The sequence below is a fragment of the Enterobacter sp. UCD-UG_FMILLET genome, assembly GCF_000762975.1.
Taxonomy (GTDB): domain Bacteria; phylum Pseudomonadota; class Gammaproteobacteria; order Enterobacterales; family Enterobacteriaceae; genus Enterobacter; species Enterobacter dykesii.
In genome coordinates this window covers 572,873-593,686 of record NZ_JRJC01000036.1, presented here as the reverse complement: position 1 = coordinate 593,686, position 20,814 = coordinate 572,873, and the positions used below count along the sequence as shown (strand labels likewise).

Annotated in this window: 25 protein-coding genes; 20 read left to right on the top strand and 5 right to left on the bottom strand. The window is 56.1% G+C overall.

Annotation, left to right across the window (positions count from 1 at the left end):
• The first annotated feature begins 6 nt into the window (after nt 1-6).
• The 12 genes from LA04_RS17790 to hisP all read left to right on the top strand — a co-directional run bounded on the left by LA04_RS17790 (nt 7) and on the right by hisP (nt 10,970).
• Nucleotides 7-666, top strand: coding sequence for a DedA family protein (locus LA04_RS17790; RefSeq protein ID WP_039263236.1), 660 nt, complete (start codon nt 7-9; stop codon nt 664-666).
• 154 nt (nt 667-820) lie between these two features.
• On the top strand, nt 821-1,726 hold the full coding sequence (gene accD, locus LA04_RS17785; RefSeq protein WP_003861408.1) for an acetyl-CoA carboxylase, carboxyltransferase subunit beta: 906 nt from the start codon (nt 821-823) through the stop codon (nt 1,724-1,726).
• A gap of 70 nt (nt 1,727-1,796) precedes the next feature.
• Nucleotides 1,797-3,065 carry a bifunctional tetrahydrofolate synthase/dihydrofolate synthase gene (folC, locus tag LA04_RS17780; protein WP_047652581.1) on the top strand — a complete coding sequence of 423 codons (1,269 nt, stop codon included), beginning with the start codon at nt 1,797-1,799 and terminating at the stop codon, nt 3,063-3,065.
• A complete protein-coding gene (gene dedD, locus LA04_RS17775) occupies nt 3,055-3,753 on the top strand; it encodes a cell division protein DedD (RefSeq protein WP_047652580.1) in 699 nt (232 codons plus the stop codon). Before folC ends, dedD begins: the two co-directional genes overlap by 11 nt.
• 165 nt (nt 3,754-3,918) lie before the next feature.
• Nucleotides 3,919-4,407, top strand: a complete 489-nt coding sequence (cvpA, locus tag LA04_RS17770) for a colicin V production protein (RefSeq protein ID WP_000262116.1) — start codon at nt 3,919-3,921, stop codon at nt 4,405-4,407.
• A gap of 33 nt (nt 4,408-4,440) precedes the next feature.
• On the top strand, nt 4,441-5,958 hold the full coding sequence (gene purF / locus LA04_RS17765) for an amidophosphoribosyltransferase (RefSeq protein WP_047652579.1): 1,518 nt from the start codon (nt 4,441-4,443) through the stop codon (nt 5,956-5,958).
• 89 nt (nt 5,959-6,047) lie between these two features.
• The gene (locus LA04_RS17760; protein ID WP_047652578.1) at nt 6,048-6,617 is read left to right on the top strand and encodes a UbiX family flavin prenyltransferase; all 570 of its coding nucleotides are present in this window, start codon (nt 6,048-6,050) and stop codon (nt 6,615-6,617) included.
• A gap of 291 nt (nt 6,618-6,908) precedes the next feature.
• Nucleotides 6,909-7,691, top strand: a complete 783-nt coding sequence (argT, locus tag LA04_RS17755) for a lysine/arginine/ornithine ABC transporter substrate-binding protein ArgT (RefSeq protein WP_047652577.1) — start codon at nt 6,909-6,911, stop codon at nt 7,689-7,691.
• 226 nt (nt 7,692-7,917) lie between these two features.
• Nucleotides 7,918-8,700, top strand: a complete 783-nt coding sequence (hisJ, locus tag LA04_RS17750; RefSeq protein WP_023336423.1) for a histidine ABC transporter substrate-binding protein HisJ — start codon at nt 7,918-7,920, stop codon at nt 8,698-8,700.
• 88 nt (nt 8,701-8,788) lie between these two features.
• Complete coding sequence (locus tag LA04_RS17745; protein WP_023336422.1) at nt 8,789-9,475, top strand: histidine ABC transporter permease HisQ; 687 nt, start codon at nt 8,789-8,791, stop codon at nt 9,473-9,475.
• The gene (locus LA04_RS17740) at nt 9,472-10,188 is read left to right on the top strand and encodes an ABC transporter permease (protein WP_047652576.1); all 717 of its coding nucleotides are present in this window, start codon (nt 9,472-9,474) and stop codon (nt 10,186-10,188) included. The genes LA04_RS17745 and LA04_RS17740 overlap by 4 nt, the downstream gene beginning before the upstream one ends.
• Before the next feature lie 8 nt (nt 10,189-10,196).
• Nucleotides 10,197-10,970: a histidine ABC transporter ATP-binding protein HisP gene (gene hisP, locus LA04_RS17735; RefSeq protein WP_023312558.1), complete on the top strand. Its 774-nt coding sequence runs from the start codon at nt 10,197-10,199 to the stop codon at nt 10,968-10,970.
• Nucleotides 10,971-11,006: 36 nt separating this feature from the next.
• Here hisP and LA04_RS17730 read toward each other — a convergent pair whose 3' ends face one another.
• The 4 genes from LA04_RS17730 to yfcG all read right to left on the bottom strand — a co-directional run bounded on the left by LA04_RS17730 (nt 11,007) and on the right by yfcG (nt 13,541).
• A complete protein-coding gene (locus tag LA04_RS17730; protein ID WP_047652575.1) occupies nt 11,007-11,516 on the bottom strand; it encodes a GNAT family N-acetyltransferase in 510 nt (169 codons plus the stop codon).
• 44 nt (nt 11,517-11,560) lie between these two features.
• Entirely contained in the window at nt 11,561-12,454 is an 894-nt protein-coding gene (locus LA04_RS17725; protein ID WP_047652574.1) for a TIGR01777 family oxidoreductase, read from the bottom strand.
• Nucleotides 12,455-12,467: 13 nt separating this feature from the next.
• Nucleotides 12,468-12,836 carry a dihydroneopterin triphosphate 2'-epimerase gene (gene folX / locus LA04_RS17720; protein WP_023312555.1) on the bottom strand — a complete coding sequence of 123 codons (369 nt, stop codon included), beginning with the start codon at nt 12,834-12,836 and terminating at the stop codon, nt 12,468-12,470.
• 75 nt (nt 12,837-12,911) lie between these two features.
• The gene (gene yfcG, locus LA04_RS17715; protein WP_008502585.1) at nt 12,912-13,541 is read right to left on the bottom strand and encodes a GSH-dependent disulfide bond oxidoreductase; all 630 of its coding nucleotides are present in this window, start codon (nt 13,539-13,541) and stop codon (nt 12,912-12,914) included.
• A gap of 140 nt (nt 13,542-13,681) precedes the next feature.
• Here yfcG and yfcF point away from each other — a divergent pair, with 140 nt between their 5' ends.
• The 3 genes from yfcF to yfcD are packed head-to-tail and all read left to right on the top strand — an operon-like array spanning nt 13,682 to nt 15,544.
• Nucleotides 13,682-14,326 carry a glutathione transferase gene (yfcF, locus tag LA04_RS17710; RefSeq protein ID WP_047652573.1) on the top strand — a complete coding sequence of 215 codons (645 nt, stop codon included), beginning with the start codon at nt 13,682-13,684 and terminating at the stop codon, nt 14,324-14,326.
• Between the two features lie 56 nt (nt 14,327-14,382).
• Nucleotides 14,383-14,934, top strand: a complete 552-nt coding sequence (gene yfcE / locus LA04_RS17705; protein ID WP_047652572.1) for a phosphodiesterase — start codon at nt 14,383-14,385, stop codon at nt 14,932-14,934.
• A 55-nt stretch (nt 14,935-14,989) separates the two neighbouring features.
• Nucleotides 14,990-15,544 carry an NUDIX hydrolase YfcD gene (gene yfcD / locus LA04_RS17700; RefSeq protein ID WP_047652571.1) on the top strand — a complete coding sequence of 185 codons (555 nt, stop codon included), beginning with the start codon at nt 14,990-14,992 and terminating at the stop codon, nt 15,542-15,544.
• A gap of 3 nt (nt 15,545-15,547) precedes the next feature.
• On the opposite strand, the gene LA04_RS17695 is transcribed toward yfcD, so the two are convergent.
• Entirely contained in the window at nt 15,548-16,567 is a 1,020-nt protein-coding gene (locus tag LA04_RS17695; RefSeq protein WP_029741925.1) for a LacI family DNA-binding transcriptional regulator, read from the bottom strand.
• A gap of 234 nt (nt 16,568-16,801) precedes the next feature.
• Between LA04_RS17695 and LA04_RS17690 the strand changes: the two genes are divergently transcribed.
• The 5 genes from LA04_RS17690 to LA04_RS17670 all read left to right on the top strand — a co-directional run bounded on the left by LA04_RS17690 (nt 16,802) and on the right by LA04_RS17670 (nt 20,784).
• Complete coding sequence (locus LA04_RS17690) at nt 16,802-17,245, top strand: PTS sugar transporter subunit IIA (RefSeq protein ID WP_047060619.1); 444 nt, start codon at nt 16,802-16,804, stop codon at nt 17,243-17,245.
• A gap of 80 nt (nt 17,246-17,325) precedes the next feature.
• Nucleotides 17,326-17,598: a PTS sugar transporter subunit IIB gene (locus LA04_RS17685; RefSeq protein WP_023336413.1), complete on the top strand. Its 273-nt coding sequence runs from the start codon at nt 17,326-17,328 to the stop codon at nt 17,596-17,598.
• Nucleotides 17,599-17,619: 21 nt separating this feature from the next.
• Nucleotides 17,620-19,011, top strand: a complete 1,392-nt coding sequence (locus LA04_RS17680; protein ID WP_023312548.1) for a PTS ascorbate transporter subunit IIC — start codon at nt 17,620-17,622, stop codon at nt 19,009-19,011.
• Entirely contained in the window at nt 19,008-19,838 is an 831-nt protein-coding gene (locus LA04_RS17675) for a transketolase (RefSeq protein ID WP_047652570.1), read from the top strand. The genes LA04_RS17680 and LA04_RS17675 overlap by 4 nt, the downstream gene beginning before the upstream one ends.
• The gene (locus LA04_RS17670) at nt 19,831-20,784 is read left to right on the top strand and encodes a transketolase family protein (protein WP_023312546.1); all 954 of its coding nucleotides are present in this window, start codon (nt 19,831-19,833) and stop codon (nt 20,782-20,784) included. Before LA04_RS17675 ends, LA04_RS17670 begins: the two co-directional genes overlap by 8 nt.
• The last annotated feature ends 30 nt before the right edge of the window (nt 20,785-20,814 follow it).

Sequence of the window (20,814 nt, the reverse complement as noted above, 5' to 3'; positions counted from 1 at the left end):
GACAATATGGACGTAATACGTTTTCTGATTGATTTCATTCTGCATATTGATGTTCACCTGGCGGAGCTGGTCGCGCAGTATGGCGTCTGGGTTTACGCCATACTGTTCCTCATTCTGTTTTGTGAAACCGGTCTGGTCGTTACCCCATTCCTTCCAGGGGATTCACTGCTGTTCGTGGCCGGGGCGCTATCGGCGCTGCCCACTAACGATCTGAACGTGCATCTTATGGTTGTGCTGATGGTGATTGCCGCCATTGTCGGTGATGCGGTCAACTATACGATTGGACGAGTGTTCGGTGAGCGGCTTTTCAGCAATCCTGATTCCAAAATTTTCCGTCGCAGCTATTTAGATAAAACCCATGCGTTTTATGAACGCCATGGCGGGAAAACCATTATCCTTGCGCGCTTTGTGCCTATTGTGCGCACATTTGCACCGTTTGTGGCGGGAATGGGGCATATGTCCTATCGTCATTTTGCGGCATACAACGTGGTTGGCGCGCTGCTGTGGGTACTGCTGTTTACCTATGCAGGCTATCTCTTTGGCGATCTCCCGGTGGTGCAGGAAAACCTTAAGTTACTGATTGTAGCGATTATTGTGCTTTCCGTACTGCCTGGCGTTATCGAAATCATTCGTCACAAACGTGCCGCGGCAAAACAAGCGAAGTAAATGCACACTGGCGGTTCGACCACTTTTTTATCCAAAGTTTCGGGCTGTTATGTTTTAATGTGCAACATTCATGGTCTGTTGGAGGCAAAAATGGCATTATTCGCCTCTTATAGCAAAACTGGCATACGACCAGGTTCAGGCAGAAAGGTTATCAATGAGCTGGATTGAACGAATTAAAAGCAACATTACCCCAACGCGCAAAGCGAGCATTCCTGAAGGGGTATGGACGAAGTGTGATAGCTGCGGTCAGGTTCTGTATCGCGCAGAGCTGGAGCGCAACCTTGAGGTGTGTCCGAAGTGTGACCACCATATGCGTATGTCGGCGCGCAACCGCCTGCATAGCCTGCTGGACGAAGGCTCTCTGGTAGAGCTGGGTAGCGAACTCGAGCCAAAAGACGTGCTGAAGTTCCGCGATTCCAAAAAATACAAAGATCGTCTGGCCTCTGCACAGAAAGAGACCGGCGAGAAAGACGCGCTGATCGTCATGAAAGGCACCCTGCATGAGATGCCGGTTGTCGCCGCTGCCTTTGAGTTCTCCTTTATGGGCGGCTCAATGGGCTCCGTGGTCGGTGCGCGCTTCGTGCGTGCCGTTGAGCAGGCGCTGGAAGACAACTGTCCGCTAATCTGCTTCTCTGCCTCCGGCGGCGCGCGTATGCAGGAAGCGCTGATGTCGCTGATGCAGATGGCGAAAACCTCTGCAGCGCTGGCGAAAATGCAGGAGCGCGGTCTGCCGTATATCTCTGTGCTGACCGACCCAACCATGGGCGGTGTCTCCGCGAGCTTCGCGATGCTGGGCGACCTGAACATCGCTGAGCCAAAAGCGCTGATCGGCTTTGCGGGTCCTCGCGTTATCGAGCAAACCGTTCGTGAAAAGCTGCCGCCGGGCTTCCAGCGCAGTGAGTTCCTCATTGAGAAAGGCGCTATCGATATGATCGTCCGCCGTCCGGAAATGCGCCTGAAGCTGGCGAGCATCTTGGCGAAGCTGATGAATCTGCCAGCGCCGAACCCGGATGAGCCGCGCGAAGGCGTGGTGGTACCGGATCAGGAACCCGAGGCCTGATAACTGAAAAGGGCAGGGCCGGTTGGCGCTGCCCTTTTGCTTTCTAATCTGTTAATGACAACCGGGCATTATGGAAAATAAAAGCATTCCCCAAGCCACGTCGCCCCTGGCCGCGTGGCTTTCTTATCTGGAAAACCTGCACAGTAAAACCATCGATATGGGGCTTGAGCGCGTAAGCCAGGTCGCCGCGCGTCTTGATGTGCTCAAACCGGCACCTTTTGTGTTTACCGTCGCGGGCACCAATGGTAAAGGCACCACCTGCCGCACGCTGGAATCTGTCCTGATGGCTGCGGGTTACAGAGTAGGCGTGTACAGCTCTCCACACCTGGTCCGCTACACCGAGCGGGTTCGCGTGCAGAACAGCGAGCTGCCGGAATCGGCGCATACGGCGTCGTTCGCGGAAATTGAAGCCGCGCGCGGTGAGATCTCATTAACCTATTTTGAATACGGTACGCTTTCCGCGCTGTGGCTGTTTAAGCAGGCGCAGCTGGATGTAGTGATCCTTGAGGTTGGCCTCGGCGGACGTCTTGATGCGACTAATATGGTGGATGCGGACGTGGCGGTGGTCACCAGCATCGCGCTGGACCATATCGACTGGCTGGGGCCGGATCGTGAAAGCATTGGCCGCGAGAAGGCCGGTATTTTCCGGGCGAATAAACCTGCCGTGGTCGGCGAGCCGGACATGCCGCACACCATTGCTGACGTGGCAAACGAGAAGGGCGCGCGTCTGCTGCGCCGCGGCGTTGACTGGCAGTATGAGGTTCAGGATAACGGCTGGCGCTTCAGCGATGGTCAGGGCACGCTGGACAACCTGCCGCTGCCGCAGGTGCCGCAGCCGAATGCGGCAACCGCGCTGGCGGCACTGCGCGCCAGCGGATTAGCGGTCAGCGAGCAGGCTATCCGCGACGGCATTCAGAGCGCAATTCTGCCCGGGCGTTTCCAGATTGTCAGCGAATCACCGCGCCTGATTCTGGACGTGGCGCATAACCCGCATGCGGCGGCGTATCTCGCGGGACGTCTCAAATCGTTACCAAAAACCGGGCGCGTGCTGGCGGTTATCGGTATGCTTCATGATAAAGATATCGGCGGGACGCTGGCCTGCATGGAGACTGTGGTCGATAGCTGGTATTGTGCTCCTCTGGAAGGGCCGCGCGGCGCGACGGCTGAGCAGTTGATGGAACATCTCGGCAAAGGCGCAATCTATAGTAGCGTGGCTCATGCCTGGCATGCCGCGATGGCGGATGCTAAACCAGAAGATACCGTGCTGGTGTGTGGTTCATTCCACACGGTGGCACATGTCATGGAAGTGATGGACGCGGGGAGAACCGGTGGCGAGTAAGTTTCAGAACCGTTTAACAGGAACCATTGTGCTTGTCGCGCTCGGGGTGATTATTCTCCCCGGGCTGCTCGACGGGCAGAAAAAGCATTATCAGGATGAGTTTGCCGCTATTCCGCTGGTGCCGAAGCCGGGTGACCGCGATGAGCCGGATATGCTGCCCGCGGCGACGCAGGCGCTGCCTGCCCAGCCGCCGGAAGGGGCGGCGGAAGAGGTGCGGGCAGGCGATGCCGCCGCACCGTCACTCGATCCGTCTCGCCTGGCGGCAGCGAGCAGCAGCGATATCGATCCGGTGCCGGTAGAGCAGCCTAAACCTGTGGAAAAACCGAAGCCGGTTGAGAAGCCGCAGCCGAAACCCCAGCAACAGCCACAGCGGGATAAAGCAGCGGAGCAGCTGGCTGCCGCATCAGAAACCCCTCCGCCGGCAAAACAGGACGCGGCACCGACCGGAAAAGCTTACGTTGTGCAGCTCGGCGCGCTGAAAAACGCCGACAAAGTTAACGAGGTGGTGAGCAAACTGCGCAGTGCGGGATATCGTGTTTACACTTCACCTTCCACGCCGGTGCAGGGTAAAATTACCCGCATCCTCGTGGGGCCAGAAGCGTCCAAAGATAAGCTTAAAGGTTCGCTGGGCGAGCTGAAGCAGATCTCCGGCCTGAGCGGCGTGGTGATGGGCTACAGCGCGAACTAAGTACGACCTGCTCCTTAAAGAGAGAGGCGATAAGCCACGGCGTTGAACATTTTTTCAGCGCCTTTTTTATTTACGCGCGGGAAGGAAATCCCTACGCAAACGTTTTCTTTTTCTGTTAGAATTCGCCCCGAACTGGATGACAGGGCGTTTAATCGTGGGACACATATGGTCTGGATTGATTACGCCATCATTGCGGTGATTGGTTTTTCCTGTCTGGTTAGCCTGATCCGTGGCTTTGTTCGTGAAGCGTTATCGCTGGTGACTTGGGGTTGTGCTTTCTTTGTCGCCAGTCATTACTACACTTACCTGTCTGTCTGGTTCACGGGCTTTGAAGATGAACTGGTCCGAAATGGAATCGCTATCGCGGTGCTGTTTATCGCAACGCTGATTGTCGGCGCTATCGTGAATTACGTGATAGGTCAGCTGGTCGAGAAAACCGGTCTGTCAGGAACGGACAGGGTACTCGGGATCTGTTTCGGGGCGTTGCGAGGCGTGCTGATTGTGGCCGCGATCCTGTTCTTCCTGGATACCTTTACCGGGTTCTCCAAAAGCGAAGACTGGCAGAAATCGCAGCTCATTCCAGAGTTCAGCTTCATCATCAGATGGTTCTTTGACTATCTGCAAAGCTCGTCGAGTTTTTTGCCCAGGGCATAAACCCTGAGATGTGGCTTAACGAGGAAAAGACGAATGTGCGGTATTGTCGGTATCGCCGGTTTCATGCCGGTAAACCAGTCGATTTATGACGCGTTAACGGTGCTTCAGCACCGTGGGCAGGATGCTGCGGGTATCATCACCATTGATGCAAACAACTGCTTCCGTTTACGCAAGGCGAATGGCCTGGTGAACGATGTGTTTGAAGCCCGCCATATGCAGCGTCTGCAAGGTAATATGGGGATCGGTCACGTTCGTTATCCTACTGCTGGCAGTTCCAGCGCCTCTGAGGCACAGCCTTTCTACGTCAACTCACCGTATGGCATCACCCTTGCTCATAACGGCAACCTGACCAACGCGCATGAGCTGCGTAAAAAGCTGTTCGAAGAGAAACGTCGCCACATTAACACCACCTCTGATTCTGAAATTCTGCTCAATGTGTTCGCCAGCGAGCTGGATAACTTCCGCCACTACCCGCTGGAAGCAGACAACATCTTTGCTGCCATTGCTGCGACCAACCGCCAGATCCGCGGCGCGTATGCCTGCGTGGCGATGATCATCGGTCACGGCATGGTGGCCTTCCGCGATCCAAACGGCATTCGTCCCCTGGTGCTCGGCAAACGCGACCTCGGCGATGGCCGTACCGAATATATGGTTGCCTCTGAGAGCGTGGCGCTGGATACCCTGGGCTTTGAGTTCCTGCGCGACGTTGCGCCGGGCGAAGCGGTTTATATCACCGAGAAGGGCCAGCTGTTTACTCGCCAGTGTGCCGATAACCCGGTCAGCAACCCGTGCCTGTTTGAATACGTTTACTTTGCCCGTCCGGACTCCTTCATCGACAAGATTTCCGTCTACAGCGCGCGCGTGAACATGGGCACCAAGCTGGGCGAGAAGATTGCCCGCGAGTGGGACGATCTCGACATCGACGTGGTGATTCCTATCCCGGAAACCTCCTGCGATATCGCGCTGGAAATCGCCCGCATTCTGGACCAGCCATACCGTCAGGGCTTCGTGAAGAACCGCTACGTTGGCCGCACCTTTATCATGCCGGGCCAGCACCTGCGCCGTAAATCCGTGCGCCGCAAGCTGAACGCCAACCGCGCTGAATTCCGCGACAAGAACGTTCTGCTGGTGGATGACTCCATCGTTCGCGGCACCACCTCTGAGCAGATCATCGAGATGGCGCGCGAAGCGGGCGCGAAGAAAGTCTACCTGGCCTCTGCTGCGCCGGAGATTCGCTTCCCGAACGTGTACGGCATCGATATGCCAACCGCTAACGAGCTGATCGCTCACGGCCGTGAAGTGGATGAAATTCGCCAGATCATCGGTGCCGACGGCCTGATTTTCCAGGATCTGAACGACCTCATCGACGCGGTGCGTGCCGAGAACCCGGAAATTCAGCAGTTCGAATGCTCCGTGTTCAACGGTATTTACGTGACCAAAGACGTTGACCAGCAGTACCTCGACTATCTTGATTCGCTGCGCAACGACGATGCGAAAGCCGTCCAGCTGCAGAACGATCTCGAAAGCTTAGAGATGCATAACGAAGGTTGATGCTCCGGCAGGTGAGGGCGAATGCCCTCACTTGCAACTCCCCGCAAAATCCTGCACAGTCTGCCCTGAAATCAGTAAGGGCGAAAATCATGAAACGACTCATTGTTGGGCTCAGCGGCGCCAGCGGCGCGATTTACGGCGTACGTCTGTTACAGGTTCTACGTAACGTGGCGGAAGTCGAGACCCATCTGGTGATGAGCCAGGCGGCGCGGCAGACCCTCTCTCTGGAAACCGAACTCTCCCTGCGCGATGTCCAGGCACTGGCGGACGTGGTTCACGATGCCCGTGATATCGCCGCCAGCATCTCCTCAGGCTCGTTTAAAACGGCCGGCATGGTTATCCTGCCCTGTTCCATTAAAACGCTCTCCGGCATTGTGAACAGCTATACCGACACCCTGGTAACGCGCGCGGCGGATGTGGTGCTGAAGGAGCGGCGTCCTCTGGTGCTCTGCGTGCGGGAAACGCCGCTGCACCTCGGCCATCTGCGTTTAATGACCCAGGCCGCTGAGCTTGGGGCCATCATCATGCCGCCGGTACCGGCGTTTTATCATCGCCCGACCTCGCTGGACGACGTGATCAATCAGACCGTCAACCGCGTGCTGGATCAGTTTGACATCGACCTGCCTGAAGATCTCTTCACCCGCTGGCAAGGGGCCTGATTCTGTGCACAAACAGAGTGCATGAAAAGAGACGTTGCCCTGTTTCAGGGCAATTATGCAACGGCGATCATATCCTCGACATTTAATTCGTTTTTTCCCTTTTTCTCTTTCCGGTTCGTTCGGCAGACCTGCTATCTTTCACCATTAAGGCAATATCGCAACGTTTTATTAACATATTTAACGTCGAAGTTTCGACCAGACGGCAATGTGGCATAAGACCTGCAAGATGAAGCCTGCAACACAACACACAACACAATACATAATAAAATCACGGTACTTGAGGGTAAATGTATGAAGAAGACGGTTCTGGCTCTGTCTTTGCTCGTGGGGTTAAGTGCGGCGGCAGGTAGCTACGCAGCGCTTCCACAGACGGTTCGTATCGGTACAGACGCAACCTACGCGCCATTCTCTTCCAAGGATGCGAAAGGCGATTTCGTGGGGTTTGATATCGATCTGGGAAATGAAATGTGCAAACGCATTGCGGTGAAATGCACATGGGTGGGCAGCGACTTTGACGCGTTAATCCCGTCGCTGAAAGCCAAGAAAATCGATGCCATTATCTCTTCTCTCTCCATCACTGAAAAACGCCAGCAGGAGATTGCCTTCTCTGACAAGCTCTACGCTGCGGATTCGCGTCTGATTGCCGCGAAAGGTTCCCCGATTAAGCCCACCATCGACTCGCTGAAAGGCAAACACGTCGGCGTGCTTCAGGGATCGACGCAGGAAGGTTATGCCAATGCGACCTGGCGTGAGAAGGGCGTAGACGTGGTGGCTTACCAGAACCAGGATCTGATTTACTCTGACCTGGCCGCAGGCCGTCTGGATGCGGCATTCCAGGATGAAGTCGCCGCGAGCGAAGGCTTCCTGAAACAGCCTGCGGGTAAAGACTATGCATTTGCTGGCCCGTCGGTAAAAGACAAAAAATACTTTGGTGACGGCACCGGTATTGGCCTGCGCAAGGATGATACCGAGCTGAAAGCCGCCTTCGACAAAGCCTTTGCAGAGCTGCGTAAAGACGGTACTTACGACAAACTGGCGAAGAAATACTTCGACTTCAACATATACGGTGAATAATACCTGACGCTAACGCACCGAAAAGATGCGTTACGGGAGCGGTTGACCCAGTACGGTGCATGTGTTGCACCGTATTGGATCGCTTTGTGCATACTTACGCATTTATAATGCAAAAATTCCCGCCTGAAGGGCATTAGTCTTTGCCTGACAGAGGGGATTAATGGCACATTAGCACCAGCCCGTCGTCGTAAAAATCCCGTATGAAGACAGTTTGTTGAGGATAAATATGAAAAAACTCGTGTTGTCACTATCTCTGGTACTGGCCTTTTCCAGCGCCACCGCGGCATTCGCAGCCATTCCGCAGAAAATCCGAATTGGTACCGATCCAACCTATGCGCCGTTCGAATCGAAGAATTCAAAGGGTGAACTGGTCGGTTTTGACATCGATCTGGCCAATGAGCTGTGCAAACGCATCAAAGCACAGTGTACCTACGTTGAGAACCCGCTGGATGCGCTGATCCCGTCCCTGAAAGCGAAAAAAATCGACGTGATCATGTCCTCACTCTCCATCACCGAAAAACGCCAGCAGGAGATTGCCTTCACCGACAAACTCTACGCGGCCGATTCTCGTCTTGTAGTGGCTAAAGCTTCTGACATTCAGCCAACGCTGGAGTCGCTGAAAGGCAAACGCGTCGGCGTGCTGCAGGGCACCACGCAGGAAACCTACGGCAACGAACACTGGGCACCGAAGGGGATTGAAATCGTCTCCTATCAGGGCCAGGAAAATATCTACGCTGACCTGACGGCAGGCCGAATTGATGCGGCATTCCAGGATGAAGTCGCGGCAAGCGAAGGCTTCCTGAAAACGCCGGTGGGTAAAGATTACAAGTTTGGCGGCCCGTCAATTAAGGACGTGAAGTTGTTTGGTGTGGGCACCGGCATGGGCCTGCGCAAAGAAGACAACGAGCTGCGTGAGGCGCTGAACAAAGCGTTCGCAGAAATGCGCGCTGACGGTACCTACGACAAGCTGGCGAAAAAGTACTTTGATTTTAATGTTTACGGTGGCTAATCGCCCCGTCATATAACGTGCGGCCCCTCCCGCTGCGGGAGGGGAAAAGACACGGTTCCACCACTCACGATACGACAGGGCTCGCGGTATGCTGTACGGATTTTCTGGCGTTATTTTACAGGGCGCGCTTGTCACCCTTGAGCTGGCTATCAGCTCCGTGGTGCTGGCGGTGCTGATAGGTCTGGCAGGCGCAGGGGCGAAGCTTTCAGCTAACAAACCGCTGGCGCTCATATTTGAAGGCTACACCACGCTTATTCGCGGCGTTCCCGATCTGGTGCTAATGCTGCTTATCTTTTACGGTCTGCAGATTGCGCTGAACAGCGTAACGGACGCGATGGGCATGGGACAAATTGATATCGACCCGATGGTGGCCGGTATTATTACCCTCGGTTTTATCTACGGTGCCTACTTCACCGAAACCTTCCGCGGTGCCTACATGGCCGTGCCGAAAGGCCACATTGAGGCGGCAACCGCATTTGGTTTTACCTCTTCACAAACGTTTCGTCGGATTATGTTCCCGGCCATGATGCGCTATGCGCTGCCGGGTATCGGCAACAACTGGCAGGTTATCCTCAAAGCGACAGCGCTGGTCTCGCTGCTCGGCCTGGAAGACGTCGTGAAAGCGACTCAGCTGGCGGGTAAGAGTACCTGGGAGCCGTTCTACTTTGCGGTGGTCTGCGGCGTGATTTATCTGGTCTTTACGACCGCCTCCAATGGTGTGCTGCTTCTGCTCGAGCGTCGCTACTCCGTGGGTGTGAAGAGGGCTGACCTGTGATTGAGATTATTCAGGAATACTGGAAATCGCTGCTGTGGACGGATGGCTACCGCTTTACCGGCGTGGCGATTACCCTCTGGCTGCTGATCTCCTCCGTGGTGATGGGCGGTATTCTGGCGGTGTTTCTTGCCATTGGCCGCGTGTCGAACAATAAATTTATCCAGTTCCCGATCTGGCTGTTCACCTACGTGTTTCGCGGTACGCCGCTGTACGTGCAGCTGCTGGTGTTCTATTCGGGGATGTATACGCTTGAGATCGTAAAAGGCACTGAGATACTGAACGCGTTCTTCCGCAGCGGTCTGAACTGTACGGTGCTGGCGTTGACGCTCAACACCTGCGCCTACACCACCGAGATTTTCGCCGGGGCAATTCGCTCTGTTCCTTACGGCGAGATTGAAGCGGCGCGCGCGTACGGCTTTTCCTCGGTGAAACTTTATCGCTGCATTATTCTGCCGTCGGCGCTGCGTATCGCGTTACCGGCGTACAGTAACGAAGTGATTTTGATGCTGCACTCCACCGCGCTCGCCTTTACCGCGACGGTGCCGGATCTGCTCAAAATCGCGCGCGATATTAACTCCGCGACCTATCAGCCGTTTACCGCGTTTGGCATTGCGGCGGTGCTCTATTTAATTATCTCTTATGTTCTGATTAGCCTGTTCCGTAAGGCTGAAAAACGCTGGTTGCAGCATATAAAACCTTCTTCGACGCACTGAGAAAGATGATGGCTGAGAACAAATTAAACGTTATTGATTTGCACAAACGCTACGGCGAACATGAAGTGCTGAAAGGGGTGTCGCTGCAGGCGAATGCGGGCGATGTAATCAGTATCATCGGCTCATCCGGCTCGGGTAAAAGTACCTTCCTGCGCTGCATTAACTTCCTCGAAAAGCCGAGCGAAGGCTCGATTGTGGTGAGCGGGCAGAATATTAACCTGGTCCGTGACAAAGACGGCCAGCTGAAGGTCGCGGATAAGCACCAGCTGCGCCTGCTGCGTACGCGCCTGACGATGGTGTTCCAGCACTTCAACCTCTGGAGCCACATGACGGTGCTGGAGAACGTGATGGAAGCGCCGATTCAGGTGCTGGGCCTGAGCAAGCAGGAAGCCCGCGAGCGCGCGGTGAAATACCTGGCGAAAGTGGGTATCGACGAGCGCCAGCAGATGAAATATCCGGTGCATCTCTCCGGCGGTCAGCAGCAGCGCGTCTCTATCGCCCGCGCGCTGGCGATGGAGCCAGAAGTGCTGCTGTTCGACGAACCGACTTCCGCGCTGGACCCTGAACTCGTCGGCGAAGTGCTGCGCATCATGCAGAAGCTGGCCGAAGAGGGCAAAACGATGGTGGTGGTGACGCACGAGATGGGCTTCGCCCGTAACGTCTCGAACCACGTGATTTTCCTGCATCAGGGGAAAATTGAAGAGCAGGGACACCCGGACGAGGTGCTGGCGAACCCGCAAAGCCCGCGCCTGCAGCAGTTCCTGAAAGGGTCGTTGAAGTAGGTTTTAACTTTCCCCCTCTTCCTGTGGGAGAGGGCATCAAGCCGCACCGCACTCCAGCCGATACACCCAGTCGTCATAGCGCACGCCGTCAATTTCATACGCCTTTTCCAGCACCTGCGTGCGCACAAACCCGGCTTTCTCCAGCACCCGCACCGAACCGCCGTTATCTGCCAGCACGTACGCGTTAATCGCCTTCACGCCGGTCTGGTTAAACGCGTAATCACACACCGCGCGCAGCGCCTCGCTGGCGATACCTTTCCCCTGCGCGGCAGGCACAACCGTATAGCCGATATCGGCCTCTTCACGATTCTCAGGGCTGATTTGCAGGCCGATATCGCCAAGCGGCGTATCGTCCTCAAGAGAGCGGATCACGAAGACATGCTCCGCCATCAGGCGTGCAGCAAACACGCGGCGGGTCTCTTTTTCCGGCGCGATGGCGGCCATGTAGCGCATGATGCGGCGATCTTCTCGCAGCGAGCGGAAGAAGGCCCAGTCAGTGGGTTCGAAAGGTGTGAGGTGAAGCCGGGGAGTGGTTATCGTTGCCATTGTTACGCCATATCTTCGGAACATGGCCTGTCACTGTAACATATTCACCGCACCACATCCCCCAGCGCCTCTTCTAATTCGTACCAGCGGAACGCAAAGCCGGCCGCTTCCAGCCGTTTTGGCAGCGCTCGCTGTCCGCCTAATACCAATACAGACGCTTCACCCATCATCAGGCGAATCACCGTGGCAGGCACGCGTAATATCGCCGGGCGGTGCAGGGCATGCCCCAGCGCGTGGGCAAACTGTTCGTTACGCACCGGATAGGGAGCAACCATGTTAAACGGCCCGCGCAGGTCGTTATCCAGAAGCCAGAGAATCCCGTTGACCATATCGTCGATATGGATCCACGCCAGGTACTGACGACCATTGCCGATGGGGCCGCCGAGCCCGAGCCGGAAAGGGGGAAGCATCTTCGCCAGAATGCCGCCCTTCGGCGCAAGCACGACGCCGGTCCGCAACAGGCAGACGCGGGTGCGATCGCTCTGTGCCGCGCAGGCGATACGCTCCCACTGGGCGCAGAGCTTATGGGTAAACTCATTATGCGGCGGCTCTTCCTCGGTCACTACCACCTCGCCGAGATCGCCGTAATAGCCTACCGCTGAACCTGAAATCAGTACCGAAGGCGGCGTGTGGCTATTGCGGATCAGCTCGACCAGCTTTTCGGTAATGTTCCACCGGCTGCTGCATAACAGCTGTTTTTGCTCTTCCGTCCAGCGCTTATCGGCGATGGGTTCACCCGCGAGGTTAATGACGGCGTCGAAGCCGTCCAGATTTTGCTGCTCGGCCAGATTTTTCCAGATATCGACACCCGCCCCCAGCACCTGGCGCGCTTTCTCCGGGCTGCGCGTGACCACGGTGATGTCGTGATGCAGGGCCTGCAGACGCGCAATGAGGTGACGACCAATAAGGCCCGTGCCGCCGGTCAGCAAAATCTTCATACAACCTCCAGGATTACGCCTGGCGTCGCCAGCTTAGCGTCATGGAGACGGAATCGGCGTAGCGCAGGGCGTGAAGTTTATCGATCTCAACTTCAGCATAAGTGACCCAGTGATGTTCGCGTGCGATATCGAGCACATCCTGAGTTAATTTTTCCAGCAGAGAGAAGCGGTTATTCTCCACGTACTGAATGATGTTTTTGGTTATTGTGCGGTAGTTCAGCGCGTCGTTGATATCTTCGCTGGCCCGCGCTTTGTCTGCGGGATAGTGAATTACCACGTTAATGACAATATCCTGACGGTTGGCGATCTCTTCCTCTTTGATGCCGATGAAGGTGCGCAAGCGTAAATTTTTTATACGAATAATGGCGTCTGGCTGTGACATTGCAGGTCTTCTCCGTGTCAGTATTTCCTGCTCATAATACATGAGAGGCTCGCAGGCACCCAGCCTCATAGCGGGTTAAATCTGCTGGATTTTTTGCATTGCCCGCTCGGTGGCTGGCCGGGTCCGGATGCGCTCAAACCAGTTGTTCACCGCCGGGTAAGCAGCCAGGTCAATTCGATGTTTTTCATGCGTATTCACCCACGGCCAGCAGGCGATGTCGGCAATACTGTAATGATCGCCCCCGAGCCACGGCGTTTTCTCCAGCCGACGGTTCAGAACGTCATAGAGTCGCTGCGTCTCGACCTGATAGCGCTCTATCGCGTAAGGAATGGGCTGCGGGGCGTATGCGGTAAAGTGATGATTTTGACCCAGCATGGGCCCCAGCCCGCTCGCCTGCCAGAAGAGCCACTGCAGGGTATGGTGACGCTCGCGCAGTTCGCCGCTCAGCAGTTTGCCGGTTTTCTCCGCCAGATAGAGCAAAATTTCACCGGATTCAAACAGGCTCAGCGGCCTGCCCCCGTCCGCCGGCTGGTTATCTATAATGGCCGGGATTTTATTATTCGGCGAGATAGCCAGAAAGAGAGGGCTGAACTGTTCGCCTTTGCTGATATCCACGCGAATGATCCTGTAATCCAGCTCGGCTTCTTCAAGAAAGAGGGTGATCTTATGGCCGTTTGGGGTAGGGGCGTAATAAAGGTCGATCATTCTCAACTCCTGTCCATGCGAAGAGTGGTGCCATGACAAATGAGTATAGGTGGTTGTTGTAAATCGTGAGTTTTCATCAAGTGACAGCGGGGCAAAGAGATTATATGTTGAGTAAAAACCGATCAGCCTATGAGGATGTTATGAACCAGCCCGTCATCACGTTGTGGTCCGATGCGAATTTCTTTTCTCCCTATGTTATGAGCGTATACGTTGCGCTGGCCGAAAAAGGGCTTACTTTTACGCTGAAGACCGTCGATCTCGACGGCGGTGAACATCTTAAACCGCAGTGGCAGGGCTACGACCTGACCCGACGCGTGCCGGTGCTGGAAATTGATGGTTTTGCCCTGAGCGAATCGTCGGCGATCGATGAATATCTGGAAGATCGGTTTGCGCCGCCCGAGTGGGAACGCATCTATCCTCACGACCTGCAAAAACGCGCGCGGGCGCGGCAGATCCAGGCGTGGCTGCGTAGCGATCTGATGCCGATTCGCGTGGAACGCTCGACGGACGTCGTGTTTGCCGGCGTGAAAAAGCCAGCGCTCAGCGCAGAAGGCCGCGAAAGCGCGCAAAAACTCATTGAAACCGCCACCTCGCTGCTCGCCCACGGCAACCCGAACCTGTTCGGCGAGTGGTGCATTGCCGACGCCGATCTGGCGTTGATGTTAAACCGCCTGATCCTCAACGGCGACGAGGTGCCGCAGCTGCTGGTGGATTATGCCGCGTTTCAGTGGCAGCGCGCCTCCGTGCAGCGCTATGTGGCACTCTCGGCTAAGCGCGCGGGCTGATAAGCCCTGACGCTTCAGGTATGATGGGGGCAGTCTGTTTTCCCGAGGAGTGACTGATGAAACTGATGTTTGCGTCGGATATCCATGGATCGCTGCCCGCTACCGAGCGTGTCCTTTCCCTGTTTGCACAAAGCGGCGCGCAGTGGCTGGTTATTCTGGGGGATGTGCTCAACCACGGCCCGCGCAACGCGCTGCCGCAGGGCTATGCCCCGGCGCAGGTCGCGGAAAAGCTCAACCCGTACGCCTCGCGCATCATCGCCGTTCGCGGCAACTGCGACAGCGAAGTGGACCAGATGCTGCTGCATTTTCCCCTTACCGCGCCATGGCAGCAGGTGCTGCTGGAACAAAGCCGCCTGTTTCTGACGCACGGGCATCTTTTCAGCCCGGATAATCTCCCGGCCCTCGCGGCTGGCGATGTCCTGGTTTACGGTCATACTCATATTCCGGTTGCTGAAAAGCGCGGTGAGATTTATCACTTCAACCCGGGATCGGTCAGCATACCGAAAGGCGGTTATCCAGCGAGCTATGGCATGCTGGATGGAAATACCCTGCGCGTTATCGCACTTAATGATCAGCAAGTTATTGCGCAGGTAGCGATTAATCCGTAAGTTACACCTCAACTGCAAACGCGCCGAAAGAGCGCTTAGAAGAGAAGGTTTCCCGATGGTGGAGCAGAGTCATTTGGCAAGTACAGAGTGGGTTGACATTGTCAGCGAAGAGAATGAAGTGATCGCGCAGGCCAGCCGCGAACAAATGCGTGCGGAGCGTTTACGTCACCGCGCAACGTATATCGTTGTGCATGACGGGATGGGCAAAATTCTGGTCCAGCGCCGCACGGACACCAAAGATTTTCTCCCGGGTATGCTGGATGCCACCGCAGGCGGTGTTGTCCAGGCTGATGAAGTGCTGCTGGATTCCGCGCGTCGAGAAGCAGAAGAAGAGTTAGGCATCGCCGGTGTGCCGTTTGCCGAGCACGGTCAGTTCTATTTCGAAGACGAAAACTGCCGCGTCTGGGGCGGGCTGTTTAGCTGCGTCTCCCACGGGCCGTTCGCTCTGCAGGAAGAAGAGGTGAGTGAAGTCAGCTGGATGACGCCGGAAGAGATCACCGCGCGCTGCGACGAGTTCACGCCGGATTCGTTAAAAGCGCTGGCGCTGTGGATGACCCGCAACGCCAAAAACGAATTGACCAAATCAGAGAAAGAGGAAGAGGCTGAGTAAGCGTCAGCAACTCTCTCTCAGACACAGACTGGACGCGATGGGCTTTTGATCGCGCCAGTCCCCGTCATTCAGACGCTCCAGCAACGCTTTCCCGGCTTCAATTCCAATCTTACGATGCGGCACCGCCATCGTCGTCAGCGGCGGCTGACAGACGCGGCTCACGTCGCTATCGCCAAAACCTACCACCGCCAGATCGTCCGGCACTTTGATTCGCCTGCGCTGACACTCGTACAGCGCCCCGCACGCCAGCTCGTCTGAGACGCACACCAGCGCATCCAGCTCAGGCCACGCCAGCAGGAATTCTGGCAGCTGTGCCGCGCCGGTCGAGAAGCTCGGCGGCATCGCCGCGTTAATCACCCGGTTCGGCGACATATGGTGGCGAAGCATGGCTTTGTACCAGCCCTGCAGATGCTGCTGGAAAATCCACTGCTCCTGGTTGGCGCACAGCAGGCCAATATTTTGATAGCCGCGCTTAATCACCATTTCCGTGAGTTCATACATGGCCGCTACGTTATCAATCCCGATATTCATATCGATCGGGTCGGCACGCATGGCACCCATCTCCATCACCGGAATAGAGGCGTTTTTCAGCCAGTGGCGAACGGTATCGGTATGTTCAACGCTGAGCAGGATTGCGGCGGCAATATTCGACGCCAGCAGCGTCTCCAGTAATTTCTCCTCCTGCTCCAGGCGATGCTGGGATTCTGCCAGCATGATCTGATACCCGGCAGGCTGTAGCACCTGCTGTAGCCCGGCGAACATCTCCGAGCATCCGGCTTCGGAGAGATTAGGCACCACCATAGCGATCGTCCATGACGACGCAGAGGCCAGCGCGCTGGCGGCAAGATTAGGCATATAACCCAGCTCCTGCACGGCAGCTTCAATTTTTTCTCGTAGTTTATCGGAAACCTGTTCGGGCGTGCGGAGTGCACGGGACACGGTCATCGTGCCCACACCGGCAAGCTGTGCGACATCGGCGAGTGTCACTTTACCGGTACTGCGCCGTTTTCGGGTTAGAGACATACACCTTCCTGCTGACCAGACGCGTTCTTCTTTTCCTTCGCTTCACGTGACAGGCAGTATACGCCTTAAATCCCTTTTTTTGCTGTGATTTAGCGCCGTGATTGCAATTTGATAGCGCTATCACATTTCTGCATGTTAGCGATTGGTAGCGCTATCTTTGTGATCGCGATCGCAGTCATCCAGCGATGTGTTGAATAAAGTTTGCTCATCTTTAGCGTGTAGCGGGAGTGAAAAGTGCTCAAAAAATGGATATATGATACAACCATCACGCTGCAGGATAGCGTGGAAAACTGGCCGCAGGCGCTGGAGCTGTGCGCGAAGCCGCTTCTTGATTTGCAGGTGATTGAGCCTGAATACGTCACGGCCATCATCCAGCAGCATCACACGTTAGGACCCTATTATGTGCTGGCACCAGGGCTAGCAATGCCGCATGCGCGGCCGGAGGAAGGCGCCAAAGGACTGGGGTTGTCGTTATTAAAACTAAAACAGGGCGTCTCGTTTGGTGCCGGTGAGTTTGACCCTGTCGATGTCATTATTATGCTCGCGGCACCGGACAAACATAGCCATATCGAAATGATATCCGCACTCGCAGAATTATTTTCCAGCGACGAGGATATGGAGAAACTGCATCAGGCGAATACTCTGGAGGAAATTAAAACGATTATTGACCGCTTCTGATTTAATTCTGTAATCCGATTATTCACAACATTACGCGCCAGCGTGATGGGGCGTGCTCTACTCAAAATAAGGGGACAACAATGAAAATCATGGCTATTTGCGGCTCCGGCCTGGGCAGCAGTTTTATGGTCGAAATGAATATTAAAAAGGTGCTTAAAAAACTGGAGATTGAGGCTGAGGTTGAACATTCCGATCTCTCCTCGGCCACGCCGGGCGCAGCCGATCTTTTCGTGATGGCAAAAGACATTGCGGCCAGTGCCAGCGTGCCGGAAAGCCAGCTGGTAGTGATTAACAACATCATCGACATCAACGAACTTGAAGCGCAGCTGCGCGCCTGGTTCGACAGACAATAACCCTGATAAGGCGAGGTGGATATGTTTATCCTTGAAACGCTGAATTTCGTTGTTGATATTTTAAAAGTCCCTTCGGTGCTGGTCGGTTTAATTGCGCTTATTGGTCTGGTTGCGCAGAAGAAAGCGTTTTCGGACGTGGTGAAAGGAACGATTAAAACCATTCTCGGCTTTATTGTACTGGGCGGCGGCGCCACGGTGCTGGTGGGGTCATTAAATCCTTTGGGCGGTATGTTTGAACACGCCTTTACGATTCAGGGCATTATTCCAAACAATGAAGCCATTGTGTCCATTGCGCTGGAAAAATACGGTGCGGCGACCGCGCTGATTATGGCTTTCGGCATGGTGGCGAATATTATCGTCGCGCGCTTTACCCGCCTGAAGTATATCTTCCTGACCGGACACCACACGTTTTATATGGCGTGCATGATTGGCGTGATCCTGACGGTGGCGGGCTTTGAGGGCGTGGGGCTGGTCTTTACCGGCTCGCTGATCCTCGGCCTGATCATGGCTTTCTTCCCGGCGATTGCGCAGCGCTACATGAAGCGCATTACCGGCAACGATGAGATTGCCTTCGGCCACTTCGGCACGCTGGGCTACGTGCTGTCCGGCTGGATTGGCAGCAAGGTCGGCAAAGGCTCCCGCTCAACCGAAGAGATGAACCTGCCGAAGAACCTGAGCTTCCTGCGCGACAGCTCGATCTCCATCTCCCTGACCATGATGATTATCTACCTGATCATGGCGGTGAGCGCCGGGCGCGAGTACGTGGAGGCCACCTTCAGCGGCGGTCAGAACTACCTGGTCTACGCCATCATCATGGCGATCACCTTCGCGGCGGGCGTGTTCATTATCCTGCAGGGCGTGCGCCTGATTCTGGCGGAAATCGTTCCGGCCTTTACCGGCTTCTCGGAGAAACTGGTGCCGAACGCGCGTCCTGCGCTGGACTGCCCGGTGGTGTATCCCTATGCGCCAAACGCGGTGCTGATTGGCTTCCTGTTCAGCTTCCTCGGCGGGATTGTAGGGTTGTTCATCTGCGGTCAGTTTAGCTGGGTGCTGATCCTCCCGGGTGTGGTGCCGCACTTCTTCACCGGCGCAACCGCTGGCGTGTTCGGTAACGCCACCGGCGGACGCCGCGGGGCAATGATTGGCGCCTTTGCTAACGGCCTGCTGATCACCTTCCTGCCGGTCCTGCTGCTGCCGGTACTGGGCGCCATTGGCTTTGCCAACACCACCTTCTCGGACGCCGACTTTGGCGCGGTCGGGATTGTGCTCGGCAACCTGGCGCGCTTCCTTTCGCCGCTCGCCATCACCGGGCTGGTCGTGGCGCTGTTCGCGCTGCTGGTGGCGTACAACGTCTTCGCGAAAAACAAACCTGCGGGCGGTAACGCGCAGGAAAACACCGGAGCCAAATCATGAATGAGAAAGAGATAACCGAACTCGCGCGTCAAATCCGTCTTGAGACGCTGAAAACCCTGACGCAGCTGGGCTTTGGGCACTACGGTGGCAGTATGTCGGTGGTTGAAACCCTGGCCGTGCTGTACGGCGCGGTGATGAAAATCGACCCGGCGGATCCGGACTGGCCGGAGCGAGACTATTTTGTCCTGTCAAAAGGTCATGCGGGCCCGGCGCTCTACAGCACGCTGGCGATCAAGGGCTACTTCCCGGTGGAAGAGCTGAGCACCCTGAACCAGAACGGCACGCGCCTGCCAAGCCACCCGGACCGCCTGAAAACGCGCGGCGTGGACGCCACCACCGGTTCGCTGGGGCAGGGGATCTCCATTGCGGGCGGCATGGCGCTCTCGCACAGGCTGGCCGGGCGACCGAATCGGGTCTTCTGCATCGTTGGTGACGGCGAGCTGAACGAGGGGCAGTGCTGGGAGGCGTTTCAGTTTATTGCCCACCATCGCCTGAACAACCTGACGGTGTTCGTGGATTGGAACAAACAGCAACTCGACGGCGAACTGGACGAGATCATCAGCGCGTTCGACCTGGAGGGGAAATTCCGCGCCTTTGGCTTTGACGTGGCGACGGTGAAGGGCGACGACATTCCGGGTCTGCTGGCGGTGACGTCGCGGGTCCCGGCTGCCGACGCGCGTCCGTTAGTCGTCATCCTCGACAGCATCAAAGGGCAGGGGGTGCCGTACCTGGAACAGCTCAGCAACTCGCACCACCTGCGATTAACCGCGGAGAGTAAAGCGGCCCTCAACGAGACGATTCGCCAACTGGAGGCTTCACATGATTAAGGTTGCACCGGCAGGAGAGAAAGACGCCGTTGAGATGCGCAAGGTCTACGCGGGCTTTGTGGCAAAGCAGATTGAGGCGGGAAGCGAGATTATCGCCCTTGAAGCGGATCTGATGAGCTCGATGGCGATGGACGGCGTGGCGCGCGATTATCCGCAGCACGTGATTAACTGCGGCATTATGGAAGCCAACGTCATCGGCACGGCAGCCGGGCTGTCGCTTACCGGACGCAAGCCGTTCGTTCACACCTTCACCGCGTTTGCCAGCCGTCGCTGCTTTGACCAGCTGTTTATGTCCCTGGACTATCAGCGTAACAACGTGAAGGTGATTGCCTCGGATGCGGGCGTGACGGCCTGCCATAACGGCGGAACGCATATGTCGTTTGAGGATATGGGCATCGTACGAGGTCTGGCGCATTCGGTGGTGCTGGAGGTGACCGACGCGGTGATGTTTGAGGACGTGCTGCGCCAGCTTATCGACCTCGAAGGCTTCTACTGGGTACGCACCATCCGTAAGCAGGCGCCGAGCGTGTATGCGCCGGGCTCAACCTTCACCATTGGTAAAGGCAACGTGCTGCGCGAAGGAACCGATATCACCCTGATTGCCAACGGCATCATGGTGGCAGAAGCGCTGGAAGCGGCGCGCCAGCTTGAGCAGGAGGGGGTAAGCGCGGCGGTCATCGACATGTTTACCCTGAAGCCTATCGACCGGATGCTGGTGAAAAACTACGCCGAGAAAACCGGTCGCATCGTCACCTGTGAAAACCACAGCATTCACAACGGGCTGGGATCGGCTGTGGCGGAGGTGCTGGTGGAAACCTGCCCGGTGCCGATGCGGCGGGTGGGCGTCAAGGAGCGTTACGGTCAGGTGGGGACGCAGGATTTCCTGCAGAAGGAGTATGGCCTGACGGCACATGACATTGTGTCGGCGGCGAGAGAGCTGCTGTAAATAAAAAAGGCGACCCGTTAAGTGGTCGCC